Annotated in this window: 23 protein-coding genes; 6 read left to right on the forward strand and 17 right to left on the reverse strand. The window is 67.2% G+C overall.

Features of this window, described 5'->3' with window-relative positions; all coding sequences use genetic code 11:
- The 3 genes from ACFTWF_RS39965 to ACFTWF_RS39975 form a co-directional block, all read left to right on the forward strand.
- The coding region (locus tag ACFTWF_RS39965; RefSeq protein WP_378466609.1) for an SRPBCC family protein at window positions 1–1,371 on the forward strand (1,371 nt) is incomplete at its 5' end.
- Complete coding sequence (gvpJ, locus tag ACFTWF_RS39970; protein ID WP_378466610.1) at window positions 1,368–1,751, forward strand: gas vesicle protein GvpJ; 384 nt, start codon at window positions 1,368–1,370, stop codon at window positions 1,749–1,751. The genes ACFTWF_RS39965 and gvpJ, both read left to right, overlap by 4 nt.
- Window positions 1,751–2,560 (forward strand): GvpL/GvpF family gas vesicle protein, encoded by an 810-nt coding sequence (locus ACFTWF_RS39975; RefSeq protein WP_378466611.1) that lies wholly within the window; start codon window positions 1,751–1,753, stop codon window positions 2,558–2,560. Before gvpJ ends, ACFTWF_RS39975 begins: the two co-directional genes overlap by 1 nt.
- A gap of 336 nt (window positions 2,561–2,896) precedes the next feature.
- On the opposite strand, the gene ACFTWF_RS39980 is transcribed toward ACFTWF_RS39975, so the two are convergent.
- The 4 genes from ACFTWF_RS39980 to ACFTWF_RS39995 all read right to left on the reverse strand — a co-directional run bounded on the left by ACFTWF_RS39980 (window position 2,897) and on the right by ACFTWF_RS39995 (window position 6,946).
- A complete protein-coding gene (locus ACFTWF_RS39980; protein ID WP_378466612.1) occupies window positions 2,897–4,009 on the reverse strand; it encodes an MBL fold metallo-hydrolase in 1,113 nt (370 codons plus the stop codon).
- Between the two features lie 518 nt (window positions 4,010–4,527).
- Window positions 4,528–4,689: a hypothetical protein gene (locus tag ACFTWF_RS39985; protein WP_378466613.1), complete on the reverse strand. Its 162-nt coding sequence runs from the start codon at window positions 4,687–4,689 to the stop codon at window positions 4,528–4,530.
- 485 nt (window positions 4,690–5,174) lie between these two features.
- Window positions 5,175–5,825 carry a cysteine hydrolase gene (locus ACFTWF_RS39990; protein WP_378466614.1) on the reverse strand — a complete coding sequence of 217 codons (651 nt, stop codon included), beginning with the start codon at window positions 5,823–5,825 and terminating at the stop codon, window positions 5,175–5,177.
- Between the two features lie 5 nt (window positions 5,826–5,830).
- Entirely contained in the window at window positions 5,831–6,946 is a 1,116-nt protein-coding gene (locus tag ACFTWF_RS39995; RefSeq protein ID WP_378466615.1) for an alcohol dehydrogenase catalytic domain-containing protein, read from the reverse strand.
- A gap of 169 nt (window positions 6,947–7,115) precedes the next feature.
- Here ACFTWF_RS39995 and ACFTWF_RS40000 point away from each other — a divergent pair, with 169 nt between their 5' ends.
- Window positions 7,116–7,892, forward strand: coding sequence for an IclR family transcriptional regulator (locus ACFTWF_RS40000; RefSeq protein ID WP_378466616.1), 777 nt, complete (start codon window positions 7,116–7,118; stop codon window positions 7,890–7,892).
- Between the two features lie 237 nt (window positions 7,893–8,129).
- On the opposite strand, the gene ACFTWF_RS40005 is transcribed toward ACFTWF_RS40000, so the two are convergent.
- The 7 genes from ACFTWF_RS40005 to ACFTWF_RS40035 form a co-directional block, all read right to left on the reverse strand.
- Window positions 8,130–9,944 (reverse strand): acyl-CoA dehydrogenase, encoded by a 1,815-nt coding sequence (locus tag ACFTWF_RS40005; protein WP_378466617.1) that lies wholly within the window; start codon window positions 9,942–9,944, stop codon window positions 8,130–8,132.
- 83 nt (window positions 9,945–10,027) lie between these two features.
- Window positions 10,028–10,963, reverse strand: a complete 936-nt coding sequence (locus tag ACFTWF_RS40010; protein ID WP_378466618.1) for an intradiol ring-cleavage dioxygenase — start codon at window positions 10,961–10,963, stop codon at window positions 10,028–10,030.
- Window positions 10,960–12,033, reverse strand: a complete 1,074-nt coding sequence (locus tag ACFTWF_RS40015) for a maleylacetate reductase (protein ID WP_378466619.1) — start codon at window positions 12,031–12,033, stop codon at window positions 10,960–10,962. Before ACFTWF_RS40015 ends, ACFTWF_RS40010 begins: the two co-directional genes overlap by 4 nt.
- On the reverse strand, window positions 12,027–13,253 hold the full coding sequence (locus ACFTWF_RS40020; protein ID WP_378466620.1) for an FAD-dependent monooxygenase: 1,227 nt from the start codon (window positions 13,251–13,253) through the stop codon (window positions 12,027–12,029). The genes ACFTWF_RS40015 and ACFTWF_RS40020 overlap by 7 nt, the downstream gene beginning before the upstream one ends.
- Before the next feature lie 112 nt (window positions 13,254–13,365).
- Window positions 13,366–14,916, reverse strand: coding sequence for a class I adenylate-forming enzyme family protein (locus tag ACFTWF_RS40025; protein WP_378466621.1), 1,551 nt, complete (start codon window positions 14,914–14,916; stop codon window positions 13,366–13,368).
- Window positions 14,917–14,930: 14 nt separating this feature from the next.
- Window positions 14,931–16,406, reverse strand: a complete 1,476-nt coding sequence (locus ACFTWF_RS40030; protein WP_378466622.1) for an aldehyde dehydrogenase — start codon at window positions 16,404–16,406, stop codon at window positions 14,931–14,933.
- 4 nt (window positions 16,407–16,410) lie between these two features.
- Window positions 16,411–17,262, reverse strand: coding sequence for a p-hydroxycinnamoyl CoA hydratase/lyase (locus ACFTWF_RS40035; RefSeq protein ID WP_378466623.1), 852 nt, complete (start codon window positions 17,260–17,262; stop codon window positions 16,411–16,413).
- A 118-nt stretch (window positions 17,263–17,380) separates the two neighbouring features.
- Here ACFTWF_RS40035 and ACFTWF_RS40040 point away from each other — a divergent pair, with 118 nt between their 5' ends.
- Window positions 17,381–17,848 carry a MarR family winged helix-turn-helix transcriptional regulator gene (locus tag ACFTWF_RS40040; RefSeq protein ID WP_378466624.1) on the forward strand — a complete coding sequence of 156 codons (468 nt, stop codon included), beginning with the start codon at window positions 17,381–17,383 and terminating at the stop codon, window positions 17,846–17,848.
- A gap of 218 nt (window positions 17,849–18,066) precedes the next feature.
- On the opposite strand, the gene ACFTWF_RS40045 is transcribed toward ACFTWF_RS40040, so the two are convergent.
- The 5 genes from ACFTWF_RS40045 to ACFTWF_RS40065 all read right to left on the reverse strand — a co-directional run bounded on the left by ACFTWF_RS40045 (window position 18,067) and on the right by ACFTWF_RS40065 (window position 20,127).
- Window positions 18,067–18,621: a recombinase family protein gene (locus tag ACFTWF_RS40045; protein WP_378466625.1), complete on the reverse strand. Its 555-nt coding sequence runs from the start codon at window positions 18,619–18,621 to the stop codon at window positions 18,067–18,069.
- A 29-nt stretch (window positions 18,622–18,650) separates the two neighbouring features.
- Window positions 18,651–18,872, reverse strand: coding sequence for an ATP-binding protein (locus ACFTWF_RS40050; protein WP_378466626.1), 222 nt, complete (start codon window positions 18,870–18,872; stop codon window positions 18,651–18,653).
- Between the two features lie 20 nt (window positions 18,873–18,892).
- Window positions 18,893–19,102 carry an AAA family ATPase gene (locus ACFTWF_RS40055; protein WP_378466670.1) on the reverse strand — a complete coding sequence of 70 codons (210 nt, stop codon included), beginning with the start codon at window positions 19,100–19,102 and terminating at the stop codon, window positions 18,893–18,895.
- Between the two features lie 72 nt (window positions 19,103–19,174).
- Window positions 19,175–19,756 carry an AAA family ATPase gene (locus tag ACFTWF_RS40060; RefSeq protein ID WP_378466627.1) on the reverse strand — a complete coding sequence of 194 codons (582 nt, stop codon included), beginning with the start codon at window positions 19,754–19,756 and terminating at the stop codon, window positions 19,175–19,177.
- Complete coding sequence (locus ACFTWF_RS40065) at window positions 19,753–20,127, reverse strand: hypothetical protein (RefSeq protein WP_378466628.1); 375 nt, start codon at window positions 20,125–20,127, stop codon at window positions 19,753–19,755. The genes ACFTWF_RS40060 and ACFTWF_RS40065 overlap by 4 nt, the downstream gene beginning before the upstream one ends.
- A 1,675-nt stretch (window positions 20,128–21,802) precedes the next feature.
- On the opposite strand from ACFTWF_RS40065, the gene ACFTWF_RS40070 reads away from it, so the two are divergent.
- Entirely contained in the window at window positions 21,803–22,252 is a 450-nt protein-coding gene (locus ACFTWF_RS40070) for a hypothetical protein (RefSeq protein WP_378466629.1), read from the forward strand.
- Window positions 22,253–22,298: 46 nt separating this feature from the next.
- Here the strand turns inward: ACFTWF_RS40070 and ACFTWF_RS40075 are convergent, their stop codons facing one another.
- Entirely contained in the window at window positions 22,299–22,604 is a 306-nt protein-coding gene (locus ACFTWF_RS40075; RefSeq protein ID WP_378466671.1) for a helix-turn-helix domain-containing protein, read from the reverse strand.
- Window position 22,605 lies beyond the last annotated feature (1 nt).

Genomic DNA, 22,605 nt, shown 5'->3' on the forward strand with positions numbered 1-22,605 from the left:
AAGGTGGCGGGCGCCACCGGTCGGCTCAACGACTACGCCGAGGGCGGCGGCGGAAGCCTGCTGTCCGCGATCACCGGCAACGGCAACGGCAACGGCAACGGCAACGGCAACGGCAACGGCAACGGGGACGGGGACGGGAACGACGACGGCAACGGTGACGGCAAGTCGTTCCTCTCCGGGCTGACCGACACCGTGAAGGAGAAGGCGTCCGGCCTCAAGGACAAGATCACCGGTGGCGGTGGCGGTGGCAAGGGCAAGAAACTCAAGCTCACCAATATCGTCGAAACGATCGATGTCGGGGTCCCGGTCCAGCTGGCCTACAACCAATGGACCCAGTTCGCCGACTTCCCGTCGTTCATGAAGAAGGTCGAGCGGGTGGAGCAGGAGGCGGATGAGAAGCTCGAGTGGAAGGCTCAGATCTTCCTCTCGCACCGAACTTGGGAAGCGTCGATTCTCGAGCAGGTTCCCGACGAGCGGATCGTGTGGCGGTCGAAGGGTGCCAAGGGTTTCATCGACGGTGCGGTGACGTTCCACGAGGTGACCCCCGATCTCACCCGCATCGTTCTGATCCTCGAATATCACCCGAAGGGGTTGTTCGAGAAGACGGGAAACCTGTGGCGGGCGCAGGGACGACGAGCGCGCCTGGAACTGAAGCACTTCGGACGCCACGTGATGACGCAGTCGATCCTCCATCCCGACGAAATCGAGGGCTGGCGCGGAGAAATCCGGGACGGCAAGGTAGTCGAACCCGAGGAGTCCGAGGACTACGACGAGGGGCCGGCCGAGGACGAAGCGCAGCCCGACGAGGACGAGCAGGACGAAGCGCAGCTGGACGCGGACGATGAACCCGAGGACGAGACCGACGAGGGTGAGGAACCCGAGGACGAGACCGACGAGGGCGAGGGCGACGACACCGCCGAGTACGAGGACGAACAGCCCGAGGACGAGGCCGACGAAGACACCGCCGAGTACGAGGACGAACAGCCCGAGGACGAAGAACCGGAGGACGAGGGCGAGGTCGAAGGACCCGACGACGAAACCGACGAGGGCGAAAGCGGCGAGGAACCCGACGAGGCGGAGGAGGAGCCCGAACCACCTCGGCGCCGTCCCCGTAAGGCCGCCGCGAAGTCGACCCGGACCGCGGCGAAGTCGACGCGCAGCGGGACGAAGTCGACCCGAACCCCAGCGAAGCGCACCCGGGCCGCGTCGAAGTCCACCGGGGCCGCGAAGTCGACCCGAACCGCGGCGAAGTCGACCGGGGCCGCGAAGTCCACCCGGACCGCGGCGAAGTCGACGCGCAGCGGGACGAAGTCGACCGGGGCCGCGGCGAAGAAGGCACCTGCGCGGCGCAGGAGAGGAGCACGAGCATGACCACGGCAGGTGGACCCAGCTCGAGCAGCCTCGCCGACGTCATCGACACCATCCTCGACAAGGGCCTGGTCATCGACGCGTACGTGCGGGTCTCGCTGGTCGGTATTGAACTGCTGACCATCGACGCCCGCATCGTGGTCGCGAGTGTCGACACCTACCTCCGGTTCGCGGAGGCGGTGAACCGGCTCGAGATCGGCAGCGAACCCAAGGGCCTGACGGACCTGGCCGGGGGCGGCGGCGAGAGCGACACCGAATCGAAAACCCAGGGCGCACTCGGGGCGGCCGGTGAGAAACTTGGCGGCCTGCTGGGTGGCAGGGAAGAAGAGGAAGAACCGGAGCGGGAACGAGTGTCGCGCAGATCGACTCGAGGTGACAGGTGATGGCCGCATCGGAGAAGGCCGCGGAATCGGAGACGGCAGGCAAGGACGAGAAGAAGCCGACGATCGGGGTGTATGTCTACGGGATCGTGCCGTCGGACGTCGAACCCGAAGAGGGCGCGACCGGCGTCGCGGACGGCACGGTGAGCGTGGTCGCGCAGGGTGAGATCGCGGCGCTGGTGAGTGAACTGTCCGTCGACCGCGCGCTCGGCACACCCGAGGACCTGCGGGCCCATGCGGACGTGCTGGACGGGACGGCCCGGGTGGCGCCGGTGTTGCCCCTGCGGTTCGGTGCGGTGCTCAGCGACGCCGACGCTGTGAAGGAGGAACTGCTGTCGGCGCATGCGGACGAGTTCGCGTCCGCCCTCGAGCAATTGGAGGGTAAGGCCCAGTACGTCGTCAAGGGTCGGTACGTGGAGAAGGCGATTTTGCAGGAGATCATCGACGAGAGCGACCAGGCCGCGCAACTGCGGGACGCGATCCGCGACAAGTCGGAGGACGCCGGCCGGGACGCGCGGATGGCCCTGGGTGAGCTGGTGAGCAACGCGATTGTCGCCAAACGCGACGAGGACACCCGCAAGACACTCGAGGCGCTCGAGGATCTCGTCGAGTCGGTCAATATGCGCGAACCCACGCACGAGGAGGAGGCTGTGCAGGTGGCGGTGCTCGCCGACGTCGAGCGTCAGGAAGAGCTCGAAAAGGCCGTGGGGCAACTCGCCGAGAACTGGGACGGCCGGGTGGAGATGAAGCTGCTCGGACCGCTCGCCGCGTATGACTTCGTGGTGACGCAGAAGCCGGAGGGGCAAGGTTGACGATTCCGGTATCCGCGGTCCGCGGTGGCCCACACGCTGCGGCCGCCCGGAAGAGTGTGCTGCCACAGTGGGTCTGCCCGACAGGTCTGCCGCAGCCCCGCCTCTCATGAATATCCTGGGATAGGCACCGATCCTTCGCATCCCCTCGAAGTCACCGGTGCAGTGGCCCCCGCCAGCCGCACATGTCAGGTCCCCTGACGGGGGCTCGCCCGTGCGGCTTCCCGGACGGGCCCACACGTCTCGCCGCCCATTCGCCACTGGCGGCTCGACCAGCAACGCAGGGTAGGGGAGGGGATCCGGGGCGCGTTCGTCGACTACCGTCGATGTCGCCGTGATTTACGCCAGTCGAATCCGCTGCAGGTCGTGGCCGACCGTGACTGATCCGGAATAGCCTTGGGAGGCCCAGGATTTCCACTGGCCATCATCGAGTAGTCCTGCCATGTCCCCGATGTGAGACAGGACGAGCTGGCTCGCACCGCAGCGCTCGGCAATCGAACCGACTTGCTGCACTTCGACATGACCCTCGAGCAGATGGGCTTTGAGTGTCTCGTCGAGGTCAGCTCCTTCGACATTGATTGCTTCGTGGACGAGCACGTCGGTCCCAGTCGCCAATTTGATGAGATTCTCGCTGTACGTCGTGTCACCGGAGAAGGTGACCGATCCGAACTCGGTATCGAAGCGGAACGCGAACGCAGGGTATACCGGGCCGTGAGGTACCAGGGTGGCTGACACGGTGACACGGTCGTCGGTCATCACGACGAATGGGTCCATGTCGGGATGAGGTGATGTATAGCTTGAACCGACCTCGGGTAGGGCGATCTCGCGTACATCGGTCAACGTACGAATGTCACGTATACCAGTGTCGCGTAGGAAGACGTTCGACGAGTATGCATACGCATCGTGGAGGCTCGACGTCATCGCACCGATGCCGGGGGTGGGGTCATTCGGTGACACGACAGGGGCGACTCCTCCGCCGTATCGTTCGGGAAGACCTCCGGCCGGGCCCGGACCGTAGATTTTCACCGGCCCGGAGAGATTGTCTCCGAGCGAATTCGGGACCATGCCTCCCAGAAGAAAGTAGTTGTAGTAGTCAGACACGTGGTCGGCGTGGAGGTGTGTGATGAAAATCGAGTCGAGTGATCTCAGAGTCAGGCCTGAGTTGACGTACTGTGTAGTTGACTTCCGGCCGCAGTCGACCAGGTAGGTGCGTCCTGCAACTGTCAGCGCGGTGCTGATGCCCGCTCTGTCGGGTTGGATTGGCGGGCCGGCCTGGGTACCGAGCAGGATCAGCTCGAGATTTGGTTCGGCGGCTGTGCCGTTGCCTGCGGTTTCGGACGCGACTCCGGTATCCGATGCAGCGGTGGTCGATGTTGAACACGCAGTCAATCCCGCCGTGGCGGTCAGTGCGCCAAGCCCGATCAAGAGGGACCTCCGGTTGATCGAAGGCATTGACGTTGCATCGTGAGCGTTGCAGTTCAGGCACATCGTGAGGTGTGCTCCTTCATGTTCATGGGTTTTCAGTCCTGGTGGGTGGCGGAACGAGTGTCGTGGGGGGAGCCCGCGTGGTGTTCACGTTCGGCAGGCTCTGCAGACGGCAGTCCTGGTGTCCGCAATTCCTGCGTTCATACTGAGGAGAAGGGCTGATTGAGGACGTCTCGCCTGCGGCGGTCTGAGGGGGAGGTGCTTCGCGCATGTGCTCGCACACAGCCGGGATCGACGCGACGTCGAAAGGCATTTCGACGGCGAGGATGGCATGCGGGGCGTCGTGGACGAGTTTGACGCGCTGGGATCGGGCGGTGGATGGTCATGGCATCGTCGTGCCGCGCTCGCTTTCCTCGGCCAGTACGACTGCGTCTTCGAGGGTCATGCCGGTGCCTTGGGTCAGGTGGGGTGTGCGCACATGTGCGCGGCGTCGCCGAGAACGATGAGGTGGCCGCGGTTCCAGGGTGCGGGGAGCAGGACCTCGCTCAGCGGCTGTAGACGATGCCATCGGGTCCGTCGGTGGCATCCTGGAGATCGCCGATGAGTCCCTTGGAGCCGGCGAGGCGCCCGGTGAGCGGGGTTCCGAAGTCGGCCCGGTCGTGGCGGGGGGGGGTGCCCGGGTCGGGAGTGACCAGGAACAGATACATCGAGTCCTCGGACAGCAGAATGACTCCGGTCTCGTCCGATCACCTTGGAAGAGAAGGGTGTTGGAGACCGACGGGTCGCGCGGCATGGTCTCGCGCCACACCCCGTAGCCGCTGAGCACCGGGTCGTGCCCTGGCCCTGCGACGAGCGGACCCATCCTTGCCAAGCATTTCGCCGAGTTGGCCGAAAGCGGGTGAGCTGGCCAGCCCGGTTCGACAACGACTCGCAGGCGCCGGATGGACCATCACGCCCGATCTCCTCTCTGCCCGGACCACGCATGAGGCGTCACGAGGTGCGAACGCGATGACGGTATCTAAATACTGCAGGTTTCGAATTGCTCCCTACCGCCAGTCCCGGGCGGAGGACTTGGAGGCGGTCCGGAGGAGAGCCGCCGGCACCTTCCCGGATGTCAGCGGCTCCTCGTCCCATTCCGGGACCTCCTCCTCGACCCGACTGCGCCTGCGGACAGGTTTGCGGGCGCAGTCGGCTATGCGGGTGCCCCGACTGTCTGTGGCTCTGATTCGGTCAGGTTGTGTAGAACTTCGTCGGTGGTGGCGCAGTGGCCGAGCAGCTCGAAGGTGTCCAGGGTTGCCTGGTGTGCGGCGTCGGTCGCGGCGGCGCACGCATCGGTGACGATGATGGTGTTGTAGCCGAGGTTGACCGCATCGCGAGCGGTTCCTTCGACGGTCACGTTCGTGGCCACCCCGGTGAAGAGGACTGTGTCGATGCGGTGGCGACGCAGGATCGAATCCAGGGGCGAGGTCGAGAACGCGGATGTGCCGGGATGACTGATGATTGCCTCGGTCGGCAGAGGTTCCAGGTCGGGGATGATGCGAGCGCCATGGGAGCCCTCGACGAGGGCTCCCATGTCTGCGATGGCGCGATTGAGTGCGGTGTTGAGGATCAGTTCGGGGTAGCCGGGTGCGAAGGCCGCGCGGGTCCAGATCACGTGGGCCCCGGCGGATCGGACGCCGTCGAGCAGGATGCGGGTGGTGTCGATGATGTGGTGGCGGGCCACTGATTCGGCGAAGAAGGGTGCGAAGGCGCCGGTCGGCGTCACGATGTCTTCCTGCCAGTGCACGTTGATCAGGGCGGTCCGTGACGGGTCGAGGGGGTACGGGAATCGTCGTTCGGTCATGGTGGTCACTTTTCGTCCGGGGTGATGATGAAGTTGCTGAATCCGCCGTGGCGCGATGCCACGCCGTTGATGGCGTCGTTCACCTTCGCCAACGGGTAGGTGATGTGTTCGAAGATGGACAGATCGACCAGGCCGGCGGCGGCCATGGCGGCCATGTCTTGTCCCTCGCCGGCGGTGAACCAGCACGAGCCCAGCAATTGCAGTTGTTGATCCATGATGTGGTGGACCTCGATGGGCACCTCGCCGGCGGTGGCGCCGATGTTGACGGCGCGTCCCCCGCGGCGAAGTGACTTCATCCCCTGCTGGAACGGTTCGTGCGGGGCTCCGGGACCGAGTGCGTCGATGTACACGTCGACACCGCCCTCGATGGTCTGGCGGACCCAGGTGTCGATGGCTCCGTCGAGCGTCGAGAACGTGCGGATGCGGTTGGGTGAGAGTGCTTCGACGCGGGTGAGCAGGTCGCGGTCGCGTCCGGTGCCGAGGATGGTGGTTGCGCCCATGGCGAGCGCGAACAGGGCGACTCCGAGGCCGAGGGTGCCGCTGATGCCGTTGATGAGCACGGTGGTGTCGGTGCCGACTCTGGCCTTGCGGAGGGCCGCGTAGCCGGTCCCGAGATATCCGAAGCGGGCGGCTTGTTCGAACGAGACGTTGTCGGGCAACTTCACCAGCGAGTACTGGGGTGCGATCATGTGTTCGGCGAGACCACCGTACGGGTACCTGTCCAGCATCCGGGGCGCGGAGGCGGTGAAACCGAAGTACCCCGAGAAGGCGTAACTGGTGCAGTTGATGTGCTCGCCGCGCCGGCACGCCAGGCAGTCGCCGCAGTGCCTTCCGGGGTTGACGTAGACCCGGTCGCCGGGGGCGAAGCCGTGCACATCGGCGCCGACGGCGTCGACGATGCCGGCGGGGTCGAGGCCGAAGATCGCGGGCAGCGCGGGCAGAGGGTTCTGCGGGAACCAGGTGGTCCAGTTCTTCAGGATGTTGGCCAGATTGGGCACGATGTTGCAGGCCCGGACCGTGACCCGGACATCGTGCGGGCCGGGTTCGGGCAGTGGGACCCGATCGAGGGTCATCGGCTCACCCACATGGTGCATACGGGCAGCGAGCATCGTTTCCGTCATTGTCTTCACTCCTGAAAATTTCCGATCCGGCAGGTTTCCGCCGTCCGGTCTATGTAAGACTCTCTTATGTGATGCCAGCCACAGGTTTCCCGTCCAGTGGGCAACCGGTCTGCGCGTGAGCGGGAGAGAGGACGTTGTGTCGGGCCGCAATTCGATGCCGGGACGGTCGGTGACCAGCAAGGTGCTGACGATCTTGGAAGCATTCACCGGTGAGCGCACCGAGATGTCGATGTCACAGATCGCGCGGGCGACCGGCCTGCCCAGCAGTACGGTGCACCGATTGCTGCGGGACCTCGTCGAATGGGGCGGACTCGAACGCACGCCGCAGGGGAATTACGTCATCGGGGTGCGGCTGTGGGAGGTGGCCGCGCGGGCGACGCGGACCTACGGGTTACGGGAGCGGGCACTGCCGTTTCTGCAGGGGCTGTGGGAGATGACCCATGCCCACATTCTGCTCGCGGTCCTCGACGGGACCGAGGCGTTACTGGTGGAGAAGATCAGTGGAACACGCGATGTGCCACCGGTCGGGCGGGCGGGCGGGCGCCTACCACTCCATGCCAGCGCGGTCGGTAAAGTTCTTCTGGCACACTCGGATCCGCAGTTCCAAAGCCAGGTGCTGGAGGGCGAGCTCATCGGGTACACCCCGGCGACGATCACCGATCCGAGCGCACTGCGCAGTGAGTTGGCAAGGGTGCGTCGCACAGGGGCGGCCACCTCCATCGACGAGCTCACCCCCGGATCGGCGTCGTGCGCGGCGCTCGCGGCCGGCCCACCGGAGGTCGGATCGGTGGCGGTGTCGATCCTGGGAACGCCCGGGGCCCGGGACATGCGGGAGATGACGATGCTGGTGCAGTCGGCGGCGCGCGGACTGGCACATGCGCTGAGCAACACCCGGCCGGCGAACCCGATCACCCCACGCCTGCCCCGCTCGGCGTCGAGCGGCTAGACAGGGTGGGGTGAGGGTGGCCAGTGGGTCGGGTGAGGTCAGGACGCGTTGGTGAACGCGCGGTCGCTCGGTGTCGATTGGCCGGCGGCGAAGGTGTGGGTTCGGATCAACTCGCGAACGTCCATGAGGGAGTGTCCTTTTCTGCGGCGTACGCGACGCCGCACGAGTGGATGGGGTGATCGGCGGCGTCACCCGCCCCGGGTGAGCGAGGTGCGGGGCGGCGGTGCGGTTGTGGGGTCAGAACGCGTCGACGGGCAGCTCGAGAAGTTGCCCGGTGGTGCGCCGCATCGTGTCGAGTGCGGCGGGCAGACCGGTGAGGACCTGGCGTGTAAACCAGGATCCGGCCTCGACCTTGCCGAGGTAGAACGATCGGTCGGCGCCGCTGTCGTCGAGGCGTGACTGCGCGAGCAGGGCACTGCGTAGTAGCAGCCACCCGCACACCAGATCACCCAGTCGCAGCAGGAACCGTGTGGTGTCCAGCGCTGCCACCGGCCGCGCACCGGCGCTTCCCCATCGGGCGGTGAGCACTTCGACCATGCCCCGGACCGCCTCGATCGCCGAGCCGAGGATCTCGCCGTCACCGGCCAGTCGCGACGCGGCGGTATCACCGACGGTTTTCTCCATCTCGGCGAGCAGTCGTTCGAGGGCGGCACCGTTGTCGCGCAGAATCTTGCGGGAGAACAGGTCCTGGCCCTGGATGCCGGTGGTGCCCTCGTACAGGGCGTCGACCTTGGTGTCGCGGACGTACTGCTCGAGGGGATAGTCGGTGAGAAATCCGGAGCCGCCGAAGATCTGCAGACTTTCCTGCCCCAGGACGCGCCACGCCGTTTCGGCGCAGTAGCCCTTGATCACCGGCAGCAACATCTGGTGGCAGGCGTCGGCGTCCCGGTCGAGGTCGCCGGCGGCGCGGGAGGCCTCGACCCGGTCCTGCTGGGTGCCGGTGTAGAGGATCAGCGCCCGCATCCCCTCGGCGTAGGCCTTCTGTGTCATCAGCGACCGGCGCACGTCGGGATGTTCGATGATCGCGACCGGCCGGTCGTTGCCGCCGACGAGCCGGCGGCCCTGCACCCTGGTCGTGGCGTACTCGCGGGCGTTGAGGTAACCGGTCGACAACGCCGCCGTCGACTTGACCCCGACCAGCATCCGCAGATGTTTGATCAGCTCGAACATCTGCCGCAGGCCGGCGTGGGTGTCCCCGAGCAGCCAGCCGACCGCCGGGCGATCCCCGCCGAGGGTCACCTCGCAGGTGGGACTGCCGGTCAGGCCCATTTTGTGTTCCATCCCGGTGACCAGCACCCCGTTGCGTTCGCCGAGGTCGCCGGTGGCCGAGTCGACATGGAACTTCGGGACGACGAACAGCGACAGCCCCCGGGTGCCGGGTCCGCCGGCACCGTCGACGCCCACCGGGCGAGCGAGGACCAGGTGGATGATGTTGTCGGTGAGGTCGTGGTCACCGTAGGTGATGAACCGCTTGGTGCCCTCGAGATGCCAGCTCCCGTCCGGTTGGGGTAACGCCCGGGTGCGGCCTGCCCCCACATCGGATCCGGCGTCCGGTTCGGTCAACATCATGGTGACCATCCAGCGACGCTGCACGATCAGCTCGGCGATCCGGCGTTGGTCCTCGGTGCCCTGCTGCCGCAGCAACCGAACTACTTGAGGAATGACGTTGAGGCCCTGGGGGATTGCCGGGTTGGCTCCGAGCATCATCTCGGTGATGCACCACCGCAGGGATGGGGGCACGTTCTGCCCGGAGATCTCTTCCGGCAGGTCGAGGTCGAGCCATCCGGAGTCGAGGTAGTCGGCCGCGGCGTCGCGGTAGGCGACGGGCAGCCGGACGCTGTGGTCGGCCGGGTCGAAGACCGGGGCGCGGTCGGTGTCGGCGAAGGTCTCAGCGAGTCGGTCGGTGGCGTAGCGCGCCCCCTCGGCGAGGATGGTGCGGGCGGCGTCGGGGTCGACGTCCGCGAACGGCGCCTTCCCGTAGACGGTGTGGCTGCCGAGCAGTTCGAACAGCACGAACTGCATGTCTCGGATGTTGCTGCGGTAGTGACTCATCGGCCTGGTTCTCTATTCTCGGGCCTGGGGTCTGTCCACAACCCCAAAGGATGTAAGGATTACTGACAACGTATCAGTTTCTCTTATATGGCGTCAATCATGTCGTCTCTGTCGCGCTCACCGTCCCCGTCAGCGGCCGCGGACGGGGCCAGCCGGATGTCGAAGTGGACCCGCGACCACGGCGAGGTCGCGAGGTCGCGGCCGTCGGGGGTGCGGGTGCCGGCGGGCTGTGGCACGAAGTCCTTGATCAGCGAGTCGCGGACACCGAAGACGGTGTCCGCATCGAGCAACTCGTCGCCGCGGACGAAGATGTGCGTGACCAGGGTGCGGTGGCCTTCGGCGGACACCATGAAATGCAGGTGGCTTGCGCGCATGGGTGAGCGGCCGACCGCGTCGAGCATCTTTCCGACCGGACCGTCGTGGGGGATGGGGTACGGCGTCGGGCGCAGACCCCAGAACGCGTAGCGTCCGTCGGCGTCGGCGTACAGGTGGGCGCGGCCGGCGACGCGGTCGTCGTCGTACTGGACGTCGTAGTACCCGTCGTCGTCGGCCTCCCAGACCTCGATGCGGGCCCCGGGAATCGGGGTGCCGTCGGTGTCGGTGACCGTGCCCTCGACCCAGCACGGCTCACCCGCCGCGCCGCCTGCGATGTCGCCGCCGATCGGCACCTCGGGGGCGTCGTCGACGAAGAAAGGTCCGAATACCGTTGCCTCGGTGGCACTCCCGTGCGCCTCGTTGTTGACGGTGACCGTCTGCATCGAGGCACCGAGAACATCCGAGAGGAGAATGAATTCCTGCCGCCGGTCGTCGGTGATGTGTCCGACGGCGGTGAGGAAGTCGATGGCGCTCTGCCACTCCTGCTCGGTCAGGCGCACCTCGCGGATGAACGCGTGCAGGTGCTGCACGAGCGACTGCATCAACTGCCGCAGGCGTGGGTTGTCGCAGCCGTCGAAACTCGCCGTCACCCGTTCGGTGAGTTCGCGTTCGCGTCGGTGCTGTTCGGTGTCGGAATTGGTCATGTCATCGCTTCCTCGGTCAGGGGGGCGCCGGCCCACGCCGCCCGCAGCAACCGGGCGAGATCGCGTTCGGTGACACGGCGCGGCGTGCTGTCGGGGATCGCCGGCAGGATCAGGTGGGCGGCCTCGTCGATCGCCTCTTCGGTGAAGCCGTAGTCGCGCAGGGCGGTGGGGGCGTCGAGTTGTGCGCGCAGCGCCGCCAGCCCGGACACGGCGTCGCTGGTGCCGAATGCGTCCGCGATGCGCGCCGCCGCGGTGGGCGCGGCCGGGGCCAGGAAGGCCAGGACGTAGGGCAGGATCACCGCGTGGGTCTGGGCGTGCGGCAGGTTGTAGGCACCGCCGAGCACGTGACAGATCTTGTGGTGCATACCCGAGCCGGCGGAGGAAAAGGCCACCGCCGACAGGTAGGCGCCGTAGAGCGTCTGTTCCCGGCCGTCGCGGTCGCGTGGGTCCGCGGTGACCGCCGGCAGTCCCGCGCTGAGTGCGCGGATGCCCTCGGTTGCGAGGGCTTGATCGATCGGGTCGGTGCGCGGGGCCCACATCGAGTCGATGCAGTGCGCGAGCGCGTTGAGCCCGGAGGCGACCGACAACGGCACCGGCATCGAGTAGGTCAGTTCGACGTCGTAGATCACCGCCGCCGGCAGTACCCGATCATCCATGCCGGTGGTTTTGCGGGACTTCTCGGTGATGCCCCACACGTTGGTGGCCTCGGAGCCGGCGTAGGTGGTGGGCACGGCGACGATGGGAATCGCAGTGGTCAGGGCGACCGCCTTGGCGAGGCCGGTGGCGGAGCCGCCGCCGATGCTGATCAGCAGATCGACGTCGTGTTCGGCGGCGGTGCGGCGCGCGTGGTCGGCGGTCTCGATCGGTACGTGGGGCACGACGTCGTCGTAGACGATCGCCGCGGGCAGCTGGGCGGCGAGGTCTTGTGCGCGCTGGCGTGCGGGGGTGTCGGCGATGAGCATGACCGACCGGGCGGCGAGCCGGTCCGCCTCGGAGAGCAGGTTTTCGGCAGCGCGGCCGGCCCCGAACAGCACCCGCTGTCCGAGGGTGCGGTGGGTGAAGGTCAGCATCGGGTCAGTGCCTCCTGGGCCGCGGCTTCGGCGTCGTAGCCGTAGATCCACCCGCTGCGGGTGAGGGCGTCACCGTCGCCGAGTGCGGTGTCGCGTTGTTGCTGTTCGGGGCCGTCGGGCAGGTGGTTGATGTGTTTACGGTCGCGGCTGAGTTCCTGCAGCCGGCATGCTCGTGGTCGCCGGACCTGTTCGTAGACGGCCAGCGCGGACTCGGGATCGCCGGGTTGGGCGGCCAGGCACTGGGCCAGCGCGGCGGCGTCCTCGATGGCCTGGACTGCGCCCTGCGCGAAGAACGGGAACATTGCGTGTGCGGCGTCGCCGAGCAGGGTGACCCGGCCCTTGCTCCACTGCGACAGCGGGGCGCGATCGAGCAGGGCCCACCGTCCCGGAGTTCCCGCGCGCTCGATCAACTCGATCAGGCGGGGGTCCCAGCCGTCGAACTCGGCAAGCAGTTCGGCGACCGTGCTGCGGCTGCTCCAGGATTCGTCGGTGAAGTCCCCGGCGGGCGCGAACGCCACGATGTTGATCTTGCGACCGGCCGAGACCGGGTAGTGGACCAGGTGGTGATCTGGGCCGATCCACAGCGTCTGCACCGGGCGGCGCGCGAAATCGGGAGCCTTCTCGGCCGGAACGAGTGCCCGGAAGGCGCACATGCCGGAATACTCCGCCGGGGACGGGGTGGTGATCGCGCCGCGGATCACCGAATGGACCCCGTCGGCGCCGACGACCACGTCGGCGTCGACGACGGTGCCGTCGTCGAAGTGCACCCGCGCCCCGCCATCATGGTGATCGATACCGGTGCAGCGTTTACCCAGCTCCACCAGTTTCGGCGGCACCGCTGCGCGGATGGCCTCGAGCAGGTCGGCGCGGTGACTGACGTACGAGCTTTCGCCGTAGAGGTCCTCGCAGCGGCCGGCCATCTGTTCGGCCGACAGGACCACACCGTTCTCCCAGCGCCGGAACTCCCAGCCGACCTCGAGTTCGACGGCGGACTCGAGGAAGCGGTCCAGGTGGCCGAGCCGCCGCAGCAGCCTGACCGCGTTCGGGGAGATCACCAGTCCGGCACCCACCTCGCCCAGCTGGGGTGCCTGTTCGTAGACGCGGACATTCATCCCGGCCTTGTGGAGGAAGGCGGCGGCGGCGAGGCCGCCGATACCACCGCCGACCACGACGATGCGGGGAGAGGTGCCGGACGTGCCGGCGGATGCGGAACTGGTCATCGGTTTGTCTGCTTTCTGGGGAGGGAACGCCGGAGCCGGAAGATGTTCGCGCGCAGCTCATGTGGAGAGGGAGCGATACCGGATCGTCAGGATCTGCCGGAGAGGACGTCGGTCAGGAGTCGGTGGCCGGAGCACCGGGATCGGTCAGGTCGCGGCGCAGGAGTTTGCCTACCGAACTGCGCGGCAGCGAGGGGCGGACCTCGAGGGTCCGCGGGATCTTGAACTTGGCCAGATGCGGCCGCAGGAACTGCTGCAGGTCCTCGAGGGTGACCGCGGTGTCGGAGACGATCACCGCGGTCACCACCTCACCCCACACCGGGTGGGGCCGGCCGATCACCGCCGCGTCCTTGATGCCGGGGTACTGGGCGATCAGGTGCTCGACCTCGGCCGGGTCGACGTTCTCGCCGCCGGTGATGATGGTGTCCTTGGACCGTCCGCTGATACACAGATCGCCGTCCTCGTCGACGAACCCGCGATCGCCGGTGACCAGCCAGCCCTGGTGGAACGCCGCGTCGGTGGCCTCGGGGTTGCGCCAGTATCCCGACGCCAGATGCGGTCCCCGCACCCACACCTCACCGACGGCGCCCGGGGCGCAGTCGGTGCCCTCGGCGGCGACGATCCGCACATCGGTCAGCAGCGCCGGCGGCCCGGAGGAGGCGGACTTGTCCGCGGCATCGGTTCGGCGGCGGAAGCTGACCGAGGGTCCGGCCTCGGTCATCCCGAAGCTGGCCAGCACCGGGATCCCGCGCTTGGCCCACACGGTGACCAGGGCGGAGGGCATCGGTGCCCCACCACCGAGGATCCAGCGCAGGCTCGACAGATCGGCGTCGTCGAACCCGTCGGCCTGGGTCATCAGCGCCAACATCGACGGCACCGCGAACAGGGTGGTGATGCGGTGCCGGCGGATCTGTTCGAGGCAGCGGCGGGCGTCGAAACCGCGGTCGATCACCACCGCCCCGCCCTTGTGCAAGGTGTTGATCGCGAGGGTGTTCAGTGCTGCGGTGTGCGAGAACGGAGTGTTCACCAGGGTGACGTCGTCGGAAACGATGTCCAGGCCGAGCACCGTGTTGACGGCGTTGAACAGCAGCGCGCGATGGCTCAGGACCACCCCCTTCGGTCGTCCCGAGGTTCCGGAGGTGTAGACGATCAGCGCCGCATCCTCCGGGGCGGGGCAGTGCGCTGTGGGCACCGCCACCGCGCGGGTGGGAAACACCTTCAACGGCACACCGGCGGCCGGTGCGAGCAGATACCGCGGTATCTGCCCGCACCGCGGGTTCCCCGTGATCCGCTCGACCGTCGACGGGGACACCAGCAGCGCCCGGGCCGCCAGATCGTCGATCACATGCACGAGTTCCTCGACGGTGGACGCCACACCGACCGGGGCGAACACCGCACCCACCCGGGCGCAGGCGTAGACCGCCACGAGCAGCTCGGGCCGGTTCTCCGAAAAGCACACCACCCGGTCACCCGGTCCGATGCCGCGCTCGGCGAGGAAGGTGGCGGCGGCCCGGATCCGCTGCAGGAACTCACCGTAGGTCCATTCCTGATCGCCGTATACGAGCGCCACCCGGTGGGGTTGGCGTTCGGCGCGGCGTTCGACCAGTTCTCCGTACCGCAGGCCTGTCAGCATGTGCATAGTGTCCGGCTCAATGGTGCTCGTCATGGCAGTTTCTCCGCTCAGATCGGGTAGTGACGGTGCTCGGAGGAGACGGTGACCCACCGCAACTCGGTGAACTCCTCGAGCGATGCCGCCGACCCGAACCGCCCGTAGCCGCTGGCCTTGACACCACCGAACGGCATATGGGCCTCGTCGTGCACGGTCGCGCCGTTGACGTGGCAGATCCCGGATTCGATCCGGTGTGCCACCCGCAGGCCGTGGTCGACGTCGGCGGTGAACACCGCCGCGGACAGCCCGTACTCGGAATCGTTGGCCACCCGCACGGCATCGTCGACGCCGTCGACGACGATGATCGGCGCCACCGGGCCGAAGGACTCCTCGGTGTAGATCCGCGCATCGGGGCCGACACCGGTGAGCACCGTCGGGGGGTAGAACAATCCGTCCGCCGTGCCGCCGGTGAGCACCGTCGCACCATGTGCGACCGCGTCTGTGACCAGGGCGTCGACGTGCGCGACCGCGGCCTCGTGCACCAGCGGACCGAGATGGGTTCCCGGATCCTGCGGGTCACCGACCACCAGAGCGCGGGCACGCTCGGTGAGCTTGTCCGCGAACCGGTCGGCCACCGCCTTATCGACGATGAGCCGCTCGGTGGACATGCAAATCTGGCCCTGATTCATGAAGGCACCGAACGACGCGGCGGCGGCCGCCTCGTCGAGGTCGGCGTCGGCGAGGACGACGAACGGGGCCTTTCCTCCCAGCTCGAGCACCGAGCGGGTCAGGTGCCGCCCGGCGGTCTCACCGATGATGCGTCCAACCCGGGTCGAGCCGGTGAAGTTCACACACCGGACGGCCGGATGCGCGATCAGCGCGTCGACGACCTCGGCGGCATCGTCGGCAGCGTTGGTGATCAGATTGACCGCGCCGGCCGGCGCCCCGGCGTCGACGAGGCACTGCACGATCGCCGCATGGGTGACAGGGGTTTCCTCGGACGCCTTCAGCACGACCGTGTTACCGAAGGCCAGTGGCATCGCGATCGCGCGGACACCGAGGATGATCGGGGCATTCCAGGGGGCGATACCCACCACGACCCCGAGTGGTCGTCGTTCGGCGAGCGCGGTCAGTCCCGGCACGTCGGACGGAATCACCTGCCCGACCGTGGCATAGACCTGGGCTGCGGCTTCGCGCAGCATGTTGGCTCCGAGCATGACGTTGAAGCCGCACCAGGCCGCGGCCGCACCCATCTCCCGGCCCATCGTCGCCGAAATTTCCGCGCCGCGTTCGTCGAGCAGGTCGGCGGCCCGGTTGAGCACCACACGCCGCCCGGCGGGGCTAATCCCGGCCCACACCGGGGCGGCCGCGGCCGCCGCGGCCGCCGCCCGGGTGGCGTCGGCTGGGCCGGCGGCGGCGACCCGGGCGATCTCCTCGCCGGTCAGACGCTGGGTCTTGACGATGTAGCGGCCGTCGACCGGGTCGCTCACCGCGCCCCCGATGTGCAGGCCCACGGCGGCGACGTCGATGTCGTCGATACTGGTCACGGTCCTACTCCTGTCCGGCGCCGGCGTAGGTACCCAGTCCCGGGCGGTAAGCCTTGGTGTCGAGGAACTCGCTCATGCCCTCGGTGCGGGCGTCGGAGTCGAAGAGGATGGCCTGGTCGTGCTTGGCGTACAGGAAGTCCTCGGCAGCCTCCCAGGGCATCAGACGCGAGTGCCGGAACCCGATCTTGGTGCAGCGCACCACCCACTGACTCAGTGAGCTCACCTTGTTGGCCACCTCGATGGTCCGCTCCCGCAGCCGCTCGGCCGGGACCGCCTCGTTCACCAACCGCATCTCGGCGGCGCGGCGCCCGTCGAACGGTTCACCGGTCATGATGTGATACATCGCGTCCCGGGTGGGGATGGTCTCGGCGAGCGCACGCGTTACCAGGTTTCCGGGAGTGACACCCCAATTGACTTCCGACAGACCGAAAGTGGCGTCCTCGGCGGCGATCGCCAGATCGCAGGAGACCAGCGGCACAAACGCGCCGCCGAAGCACCAGCCGTTGACCATCGCGATGGTCGGTTTGCTGTAGTTGTACAACTTGCGGAACTGCCAATTGGTCCCTTCACCTCGCACCCGGTGCTGCACCGACCGCGGCTTACCGTCCGTCTCGCGGAAGTACTCCTTCAAATCCATACCAGCCGAAAACGCCTCACCCGCACCGGTCAACACGACCACCGCGCAGCGGTCATCGTCTTCGAGACGGTCCAGGGTGGCGAACATTTCCCGGTTCAGGGTGGGGTTCATCGCGTTGCGCTTGTCGGGGCGATTCAAGCTCACCCACGCGATGCGATTGTCGTCGAATTCGACGTCGACCGTGGTGCCCCAGGGCTCGGACGTGGTGTGTGTGGTCATGCGGATCTCCGTCTGCTCGGAAAGGTTCGGCCGAACTGGCCGAGGCGTGATGGAAGGACTGCGTACATGTCAGAGCTTCTGATAAAGGTTTATCAGTGACTCTGATACGCTGTCAACCGTGAACGCAGATCCCCGCGAGGAGCAACCCGATGCTGACGACGCTGCCGACGGCCCGCGCGTGACCTACCTCGTCAAGCGCCTCGAGTCGGCGGTGCGCCGCGACCTCGACGCGGTCATGCAGGAACACGGACTCACCACCCCGCAGTACGCCGCGTTGAGCATCTTGCGCCGCCATCCCGGGATCTCCTCCGCCCAGCTCGCCCGGAGGGCCTTCGTGACCGCCCAGTCCATGCAGGTGATGGTCTCGGCGTTCCTACGGGCCGGATACGTCGAACGCCGTCCGCAGGAAGACAACCAGCGCATCCTGTGCACCTACCTGACCGGCGACGGCCGCGCCGTTCTGGCACGGTGCGAGCACGCCGCCGGCAACGTCGAGAAAAAGATGCTCGACGGACTCGATGGTCCCAGCGTGACCGCGTTGCGGGACGCCCTCGAGGTATGCGTACGCAACCTCGCCCAACCCTGACCACCCCATCCGATGAGGCCGCCCGTCGACCAGTCCACGCCGACCTGACCGAATCAGCCCCACAAACCTGATTGGATGCGAGTGGAGACTGGCGGATGGGGCCGCCACCGCAGTCCTCAAATCCCGACGAGTATCGATCCTTACCCGACACCCATCCTGAATGTGACTCCCAGCGCTATCTGGCACGTTGTTGCCGAAGCGATGTGGCGCGGTGCCGATCAGGCGAGGCTGCAGTAGACGGTCGAGCGTGCGATGCCGAGCACCTCGGCGATCTGTGTGACGGTGGCACCGTGGGCCTTCATGGTGCGGGCCTGCGCGACGGCGGTGTCGGTCAGGGCGGGCGGTCGGCCTGCGACGCGGCCGCGTCTGCGGGCCTCGGCGCGCCCGGCGAGAGTGTTCTCCCGGGTGAGGGCGTGTTGACAGAGCCTGAGTTCGTTGAACAGCTCGACGATCTGATTGCCGGTGTCCGGGTCGGCGGTGTTGAGGTCCTCGGTGATCGACCAGAGGCCGGCGTCGGCGTCGGTGACCCGGGTGGCGGTGCGGAGCAGGTGGGTCAGCGAGTGGGCGAGCCGGTCGAGGGACCACACGACGCGCAGGTCTTGGTGTTCGAGCGCGGCGAGGGCGATCTCGAGCTGTGGTTGCGGGGTGCCCGCCGCGGGGGTGGTGTCGGTGAAGATGCGTTCGCAGCCGGCCGCGGTGAGCGTGTCGTGTTGGAGCGCGAGGCGGCTCCGGTCGGACAAGGTGATGCGGGCGTATCCGAGCTTCCTGGTCATCAGATCGTCCTCGGGGTGATTGTCGGTGGTCAGGTGCCGATGACGAGGGTGTCGCGGGCGGTGTCGACGACCTCACGGGTGATGGTGTGCAGGTCGTTGAGTTCGAGGACGCGTTGGACCTGGCCGAACAGGCGGTGGATGAGCCGGAAGTTGCCGCCGGTGATGCGGGCGACCGCGGCGATCGCCTCGGCGTCGGTGAAGTCGTCGGCGTTGAGTGCGAGGCCGAGTCGGTTCCAGTGCTTCTCGAGCACGAAGGCGAGTTCGTCATCGCTCAGCGGCCGGTATTGGTGGGCGAAGCCGATGCGACTGTAGAGCTGTGGCCCCGTTCGAGCCGGCGTTCCAGTCCGGGCATGCCGATCAGGATCAGGCCCAGGTGGTGGCGGTCGAAGAAGTCTCGAAGCTGTTCGAGGCCGGTGGCTTTGAGGCGGTCGGCCTCGTCGACGATGAGCAGTTCGGTGTAACTGCAGCCGCGGCCGTCGATGTCGGCACTAAGCCAAACTTACACAGCCGGGCCCCGAGCTTAATGGCATGCTCCGGTTGGTGTGCGGAGGAACTAGGAGTCCGGGCGGAGTGCCGGCGGGGTCCAGGACGGCCACCTCGGGTCGTCGATCGGATGGCCGTTGGTGAAGCTGGCGACCAGCCGAAACGGGGTGGCTGCGGTGGTGTTGTCGTACACATATGCATGATCGGCGGTCGCGATCGCAGCGTGCAGCAGGTCCCACAACCGCCCAAACCGTGCCCGGATCTTCTCCTCGGGCACGTGGTGGCCCCCGTTCGCCACGCGGTCGAGCACACGAGCGACGGCCAACTCCTCCGGGATCAGTATCACGTGCAACGTCACGTGGAATCCTGCCCGTTCGGCGTCGCGCAGCAGGTCGAGTTTCGACTCGTGGGAGAACACGGTCTCGGCTACGAACGAGCGGCGTTGGGAAATCCGCTGTGCTCGTTCCTCGGCTGCCAGGGCCGCTGCTTCGTACGCGTGGGTTGCCGCCTCGTTCGGCCACCGTGCGGCGGCGATGACGTCGGCGTTGACGAAGTCCATGTGTGTGACAGGGCGGAGTACGAGCTCGTAGAACGTGGTCTTCCCGGCACCGTTTGGTCCAGCGATGGCGTGCAGGACGGGATCAGGGCTCAAGAGCCGGCCGACTCGCCATCGTGTGCGGCGTGCCGAACGATGTTGCCGTCTGTGTCCAGCTCGACGTAGGAACGGCCGGAGCGGGCGAACTGTTCTGCCAAGTTGAGTCCTTCTCGGCGCTCGGTGATTCGCTCGGTCCATTCCGCGCGGACGACAGCCTGTTGCCGGTCGGCCAACTCGTCGTAGTCGCGTCGACCGTCCAGCACGTCGGCGATATCGCGGTAGGAGACGCTGTGTGAGGCTTCCAGCTCGCGGCCGATCCGCGCCCAGTGCGCAATCTGCTGTGCTGCGCTGCGACTCATTCGTCCACCGACCAGTTTCGCCGATGCGTACAGCTCGTCGTCGATCCGAGTCGGAGACGTAGTTGCCATGTCGTGAACCTCCTTCTCGACATCCAGTGTAGCAGTCTGCAACAGCTCAGCGAGATCCCATGTCGCATCCGCAACTCAAGGACAGGGTTGATTCGTCGGCGTCGTGCGCGGAAGGTCGATAGGCGAAGCGGATCGCCGATGGTAGCCAAGCCTGAGTCCCCCGGTTGCTCCGCGGTACCCGTCGAGAAGGTCCCTGCCAGGATCGGGATGAGTCGGCGCCGCTCCTGCCGTCTCTCGGGTCGGTTCCCCACACTCGATCGATTATGAGCGGCTGCAAGGTGGGGAGTAGGGGAGTGGGAACAAAATAGCAGGTTGATGGGGTAAAAGTCGTCAGCTCGATGGTGGAGTATGAGGACAAATAGTCGCAGAATCGGGGTCGAAGGACACACCGACTGGACCCGGCGACGCGCCGAACTGATCCGCGGACACGATCGAGGGATGCCAGCGCCGGATCACGGTCGTCGACCGGCGCCGTCTGGCGGGCTAAAGCCGGAGACGGGTCATACCGGCGCCCCGACGCGGTGGCTCTCATGGGCCGCGAGGTCGAACCACACGCCCGCGTCCTCACCGTCGACCCGGGGCGCCGTCACACCCGTAACGCACCCCGTCAGTTCGCCGGACGCCTTGGGGTGTTGAGTCCGCGGAAGTCGAACTCCGCGATGCTATCCGCTCCGAGCGGCTCCCGCTGCGCGTCGGGGACGTCCTAGTCGTACAGCTCTCTTCTGTGAGGCCGGTCCCCGGAAAGGTTGAGTTCTCTGATCGCTGCTCGCGGACCAGGGCCTGGCGGCTTCGGCGGTGAGATCTGTCGGATCGGTCACCGGGCGATGGTATCGGCGCACCCAGGTATCTCGTCGGACGCCGCGGGCTCGGCGTGGGCGAGGACATCGTCCAGGATGTTGCTGTGTCGGCGCGTCCGGCTGCGATGTCCCCGCCATCGGTTCTTCTCGAATGTGAGGTCGCGTCGCGTCATCTGACGATTGCACCCGGCGCGCCCGCGGTGCGACGATGTCGGATCAGAGTGGACCAGGTCCTACGGGTGCCCGCACTCCGGTTCCCGGTGCCCCGTGGTCAGCGGACCGGTGCTGGCGCTTACTGCGATTAGCGATAGTTACCCCACCAAAACGGGCTACTCCTTGGGTCGGACGCCGAAGCACCCGTGTATCCCCAGGTCGTCGTCGTGTTGGGGAAGAGGGAAGGTCTCCCGGTCTGTGGGGTGGCTGCGGTAAAAGACATTTCCGCAGCATCTTTGTAAAAACGCCTGCTCAGCAAGCTTTTTGCGCTGCAGAACGCTATCGCAGTGTCTCGATCAGTGGTTTAGCGCAGGTGAAGGACGGAAACGGCCGTCCCGGGCTGCGCTGGGCGCGATCCGACAGGCCGCGGTAACAGCGCGGATCAGGCGCGGCGGGATGGCGGTGGTGTGATCGGGTCCAGGTGCATGGTGGTCACGGCGGTGGGTAGCCCGATCTGCGGCCATCCGGTGGTCAGGGTGAGAGCCTGCGCGGGTGAGGTGGGCAGCAGTACAGCGGTTCGCTGCGGTAGGAGCAGATCCCAGTGCCGGCGGCTTGCAGGTCCGGGCGGGGGAAGTAGGGGTCCGCGGCCGCGAGGTCGCCGGAAGGCCGCCCACACCTATCAGGCCACCCACCCGGGAGCGGACTTCTCCGAGGCGCTCCGCGCGGTGGAAAATTCCGCAACCAACGCAGACGATCCGACCGACTCGGTGGATGCGCAGCCCGCGCCTGCCGCGGAGGACGACTGGCCGGTCGGCCGCCTCGTCGAAACGATCTGGGCCATGGACGCGGAGGCGAACGGAGGCGTCGACGCCCTGCGCCGCGACAATCGCCTCGCGGACTGGGTTGCCCGCGCCCGCGCCGTGCACCGGTGCGGGTGGTCGGCCGCCGAACCCTGGTCGCCCGGCGAGCGGGAAGCCGCCGCCTGGATTCTGGACGATCACGACGCGATAAACAGGTTCGCCACCACACCCGCGGAGATCGTCACCCGCCTCGGCTACGACATCCAGGCCCGCAGCCGCACGGAAGCCGAGCGCCACCTGGGCACCGCCAAGGCCGCCTTCACCGGCGCGCACGACCCCATGACCGGAACCTGCGATATCGAGGAAGAACCCTGAGCTTTCCGGGCCAGCCGCCATCGCGGTTGCCCCGTAGAGCGCGGTATCAGGCGATCTGGAAGCGCTCGTCGCCGAGTTCGACCTCGACGCGCAGTGCTCCGCCGACGGCTTCGACATACCGGCGCAACGTGTCGATCTGCACGCGCTCGAGGTCGCCGTGCTCGATGTTGGACACCCGGTTCTGCCCGACTCCGAGACGCTCGGCCAGCTGCTTCTGCGTCATCGCCACCGATTCGCGCAGCTCCTGAAGCCGGTACGCACGCACCTCGTCGATCATGCGAGCCTTGTGTGCGTCGACCGCGCCGCGATCGACAGGGCGCCCGGCAAGCGTCTGCTCGAGACTCTTTACCATC

The organism is Rhodococcus sp. NPDC056960 (genome assembly GCF_042674125.1).
GTDB lineage: Bacteria > Actinomycetota > Actinomycetes > Mycobacteriales > Mycobacteriaceae > Rhodococcus_F.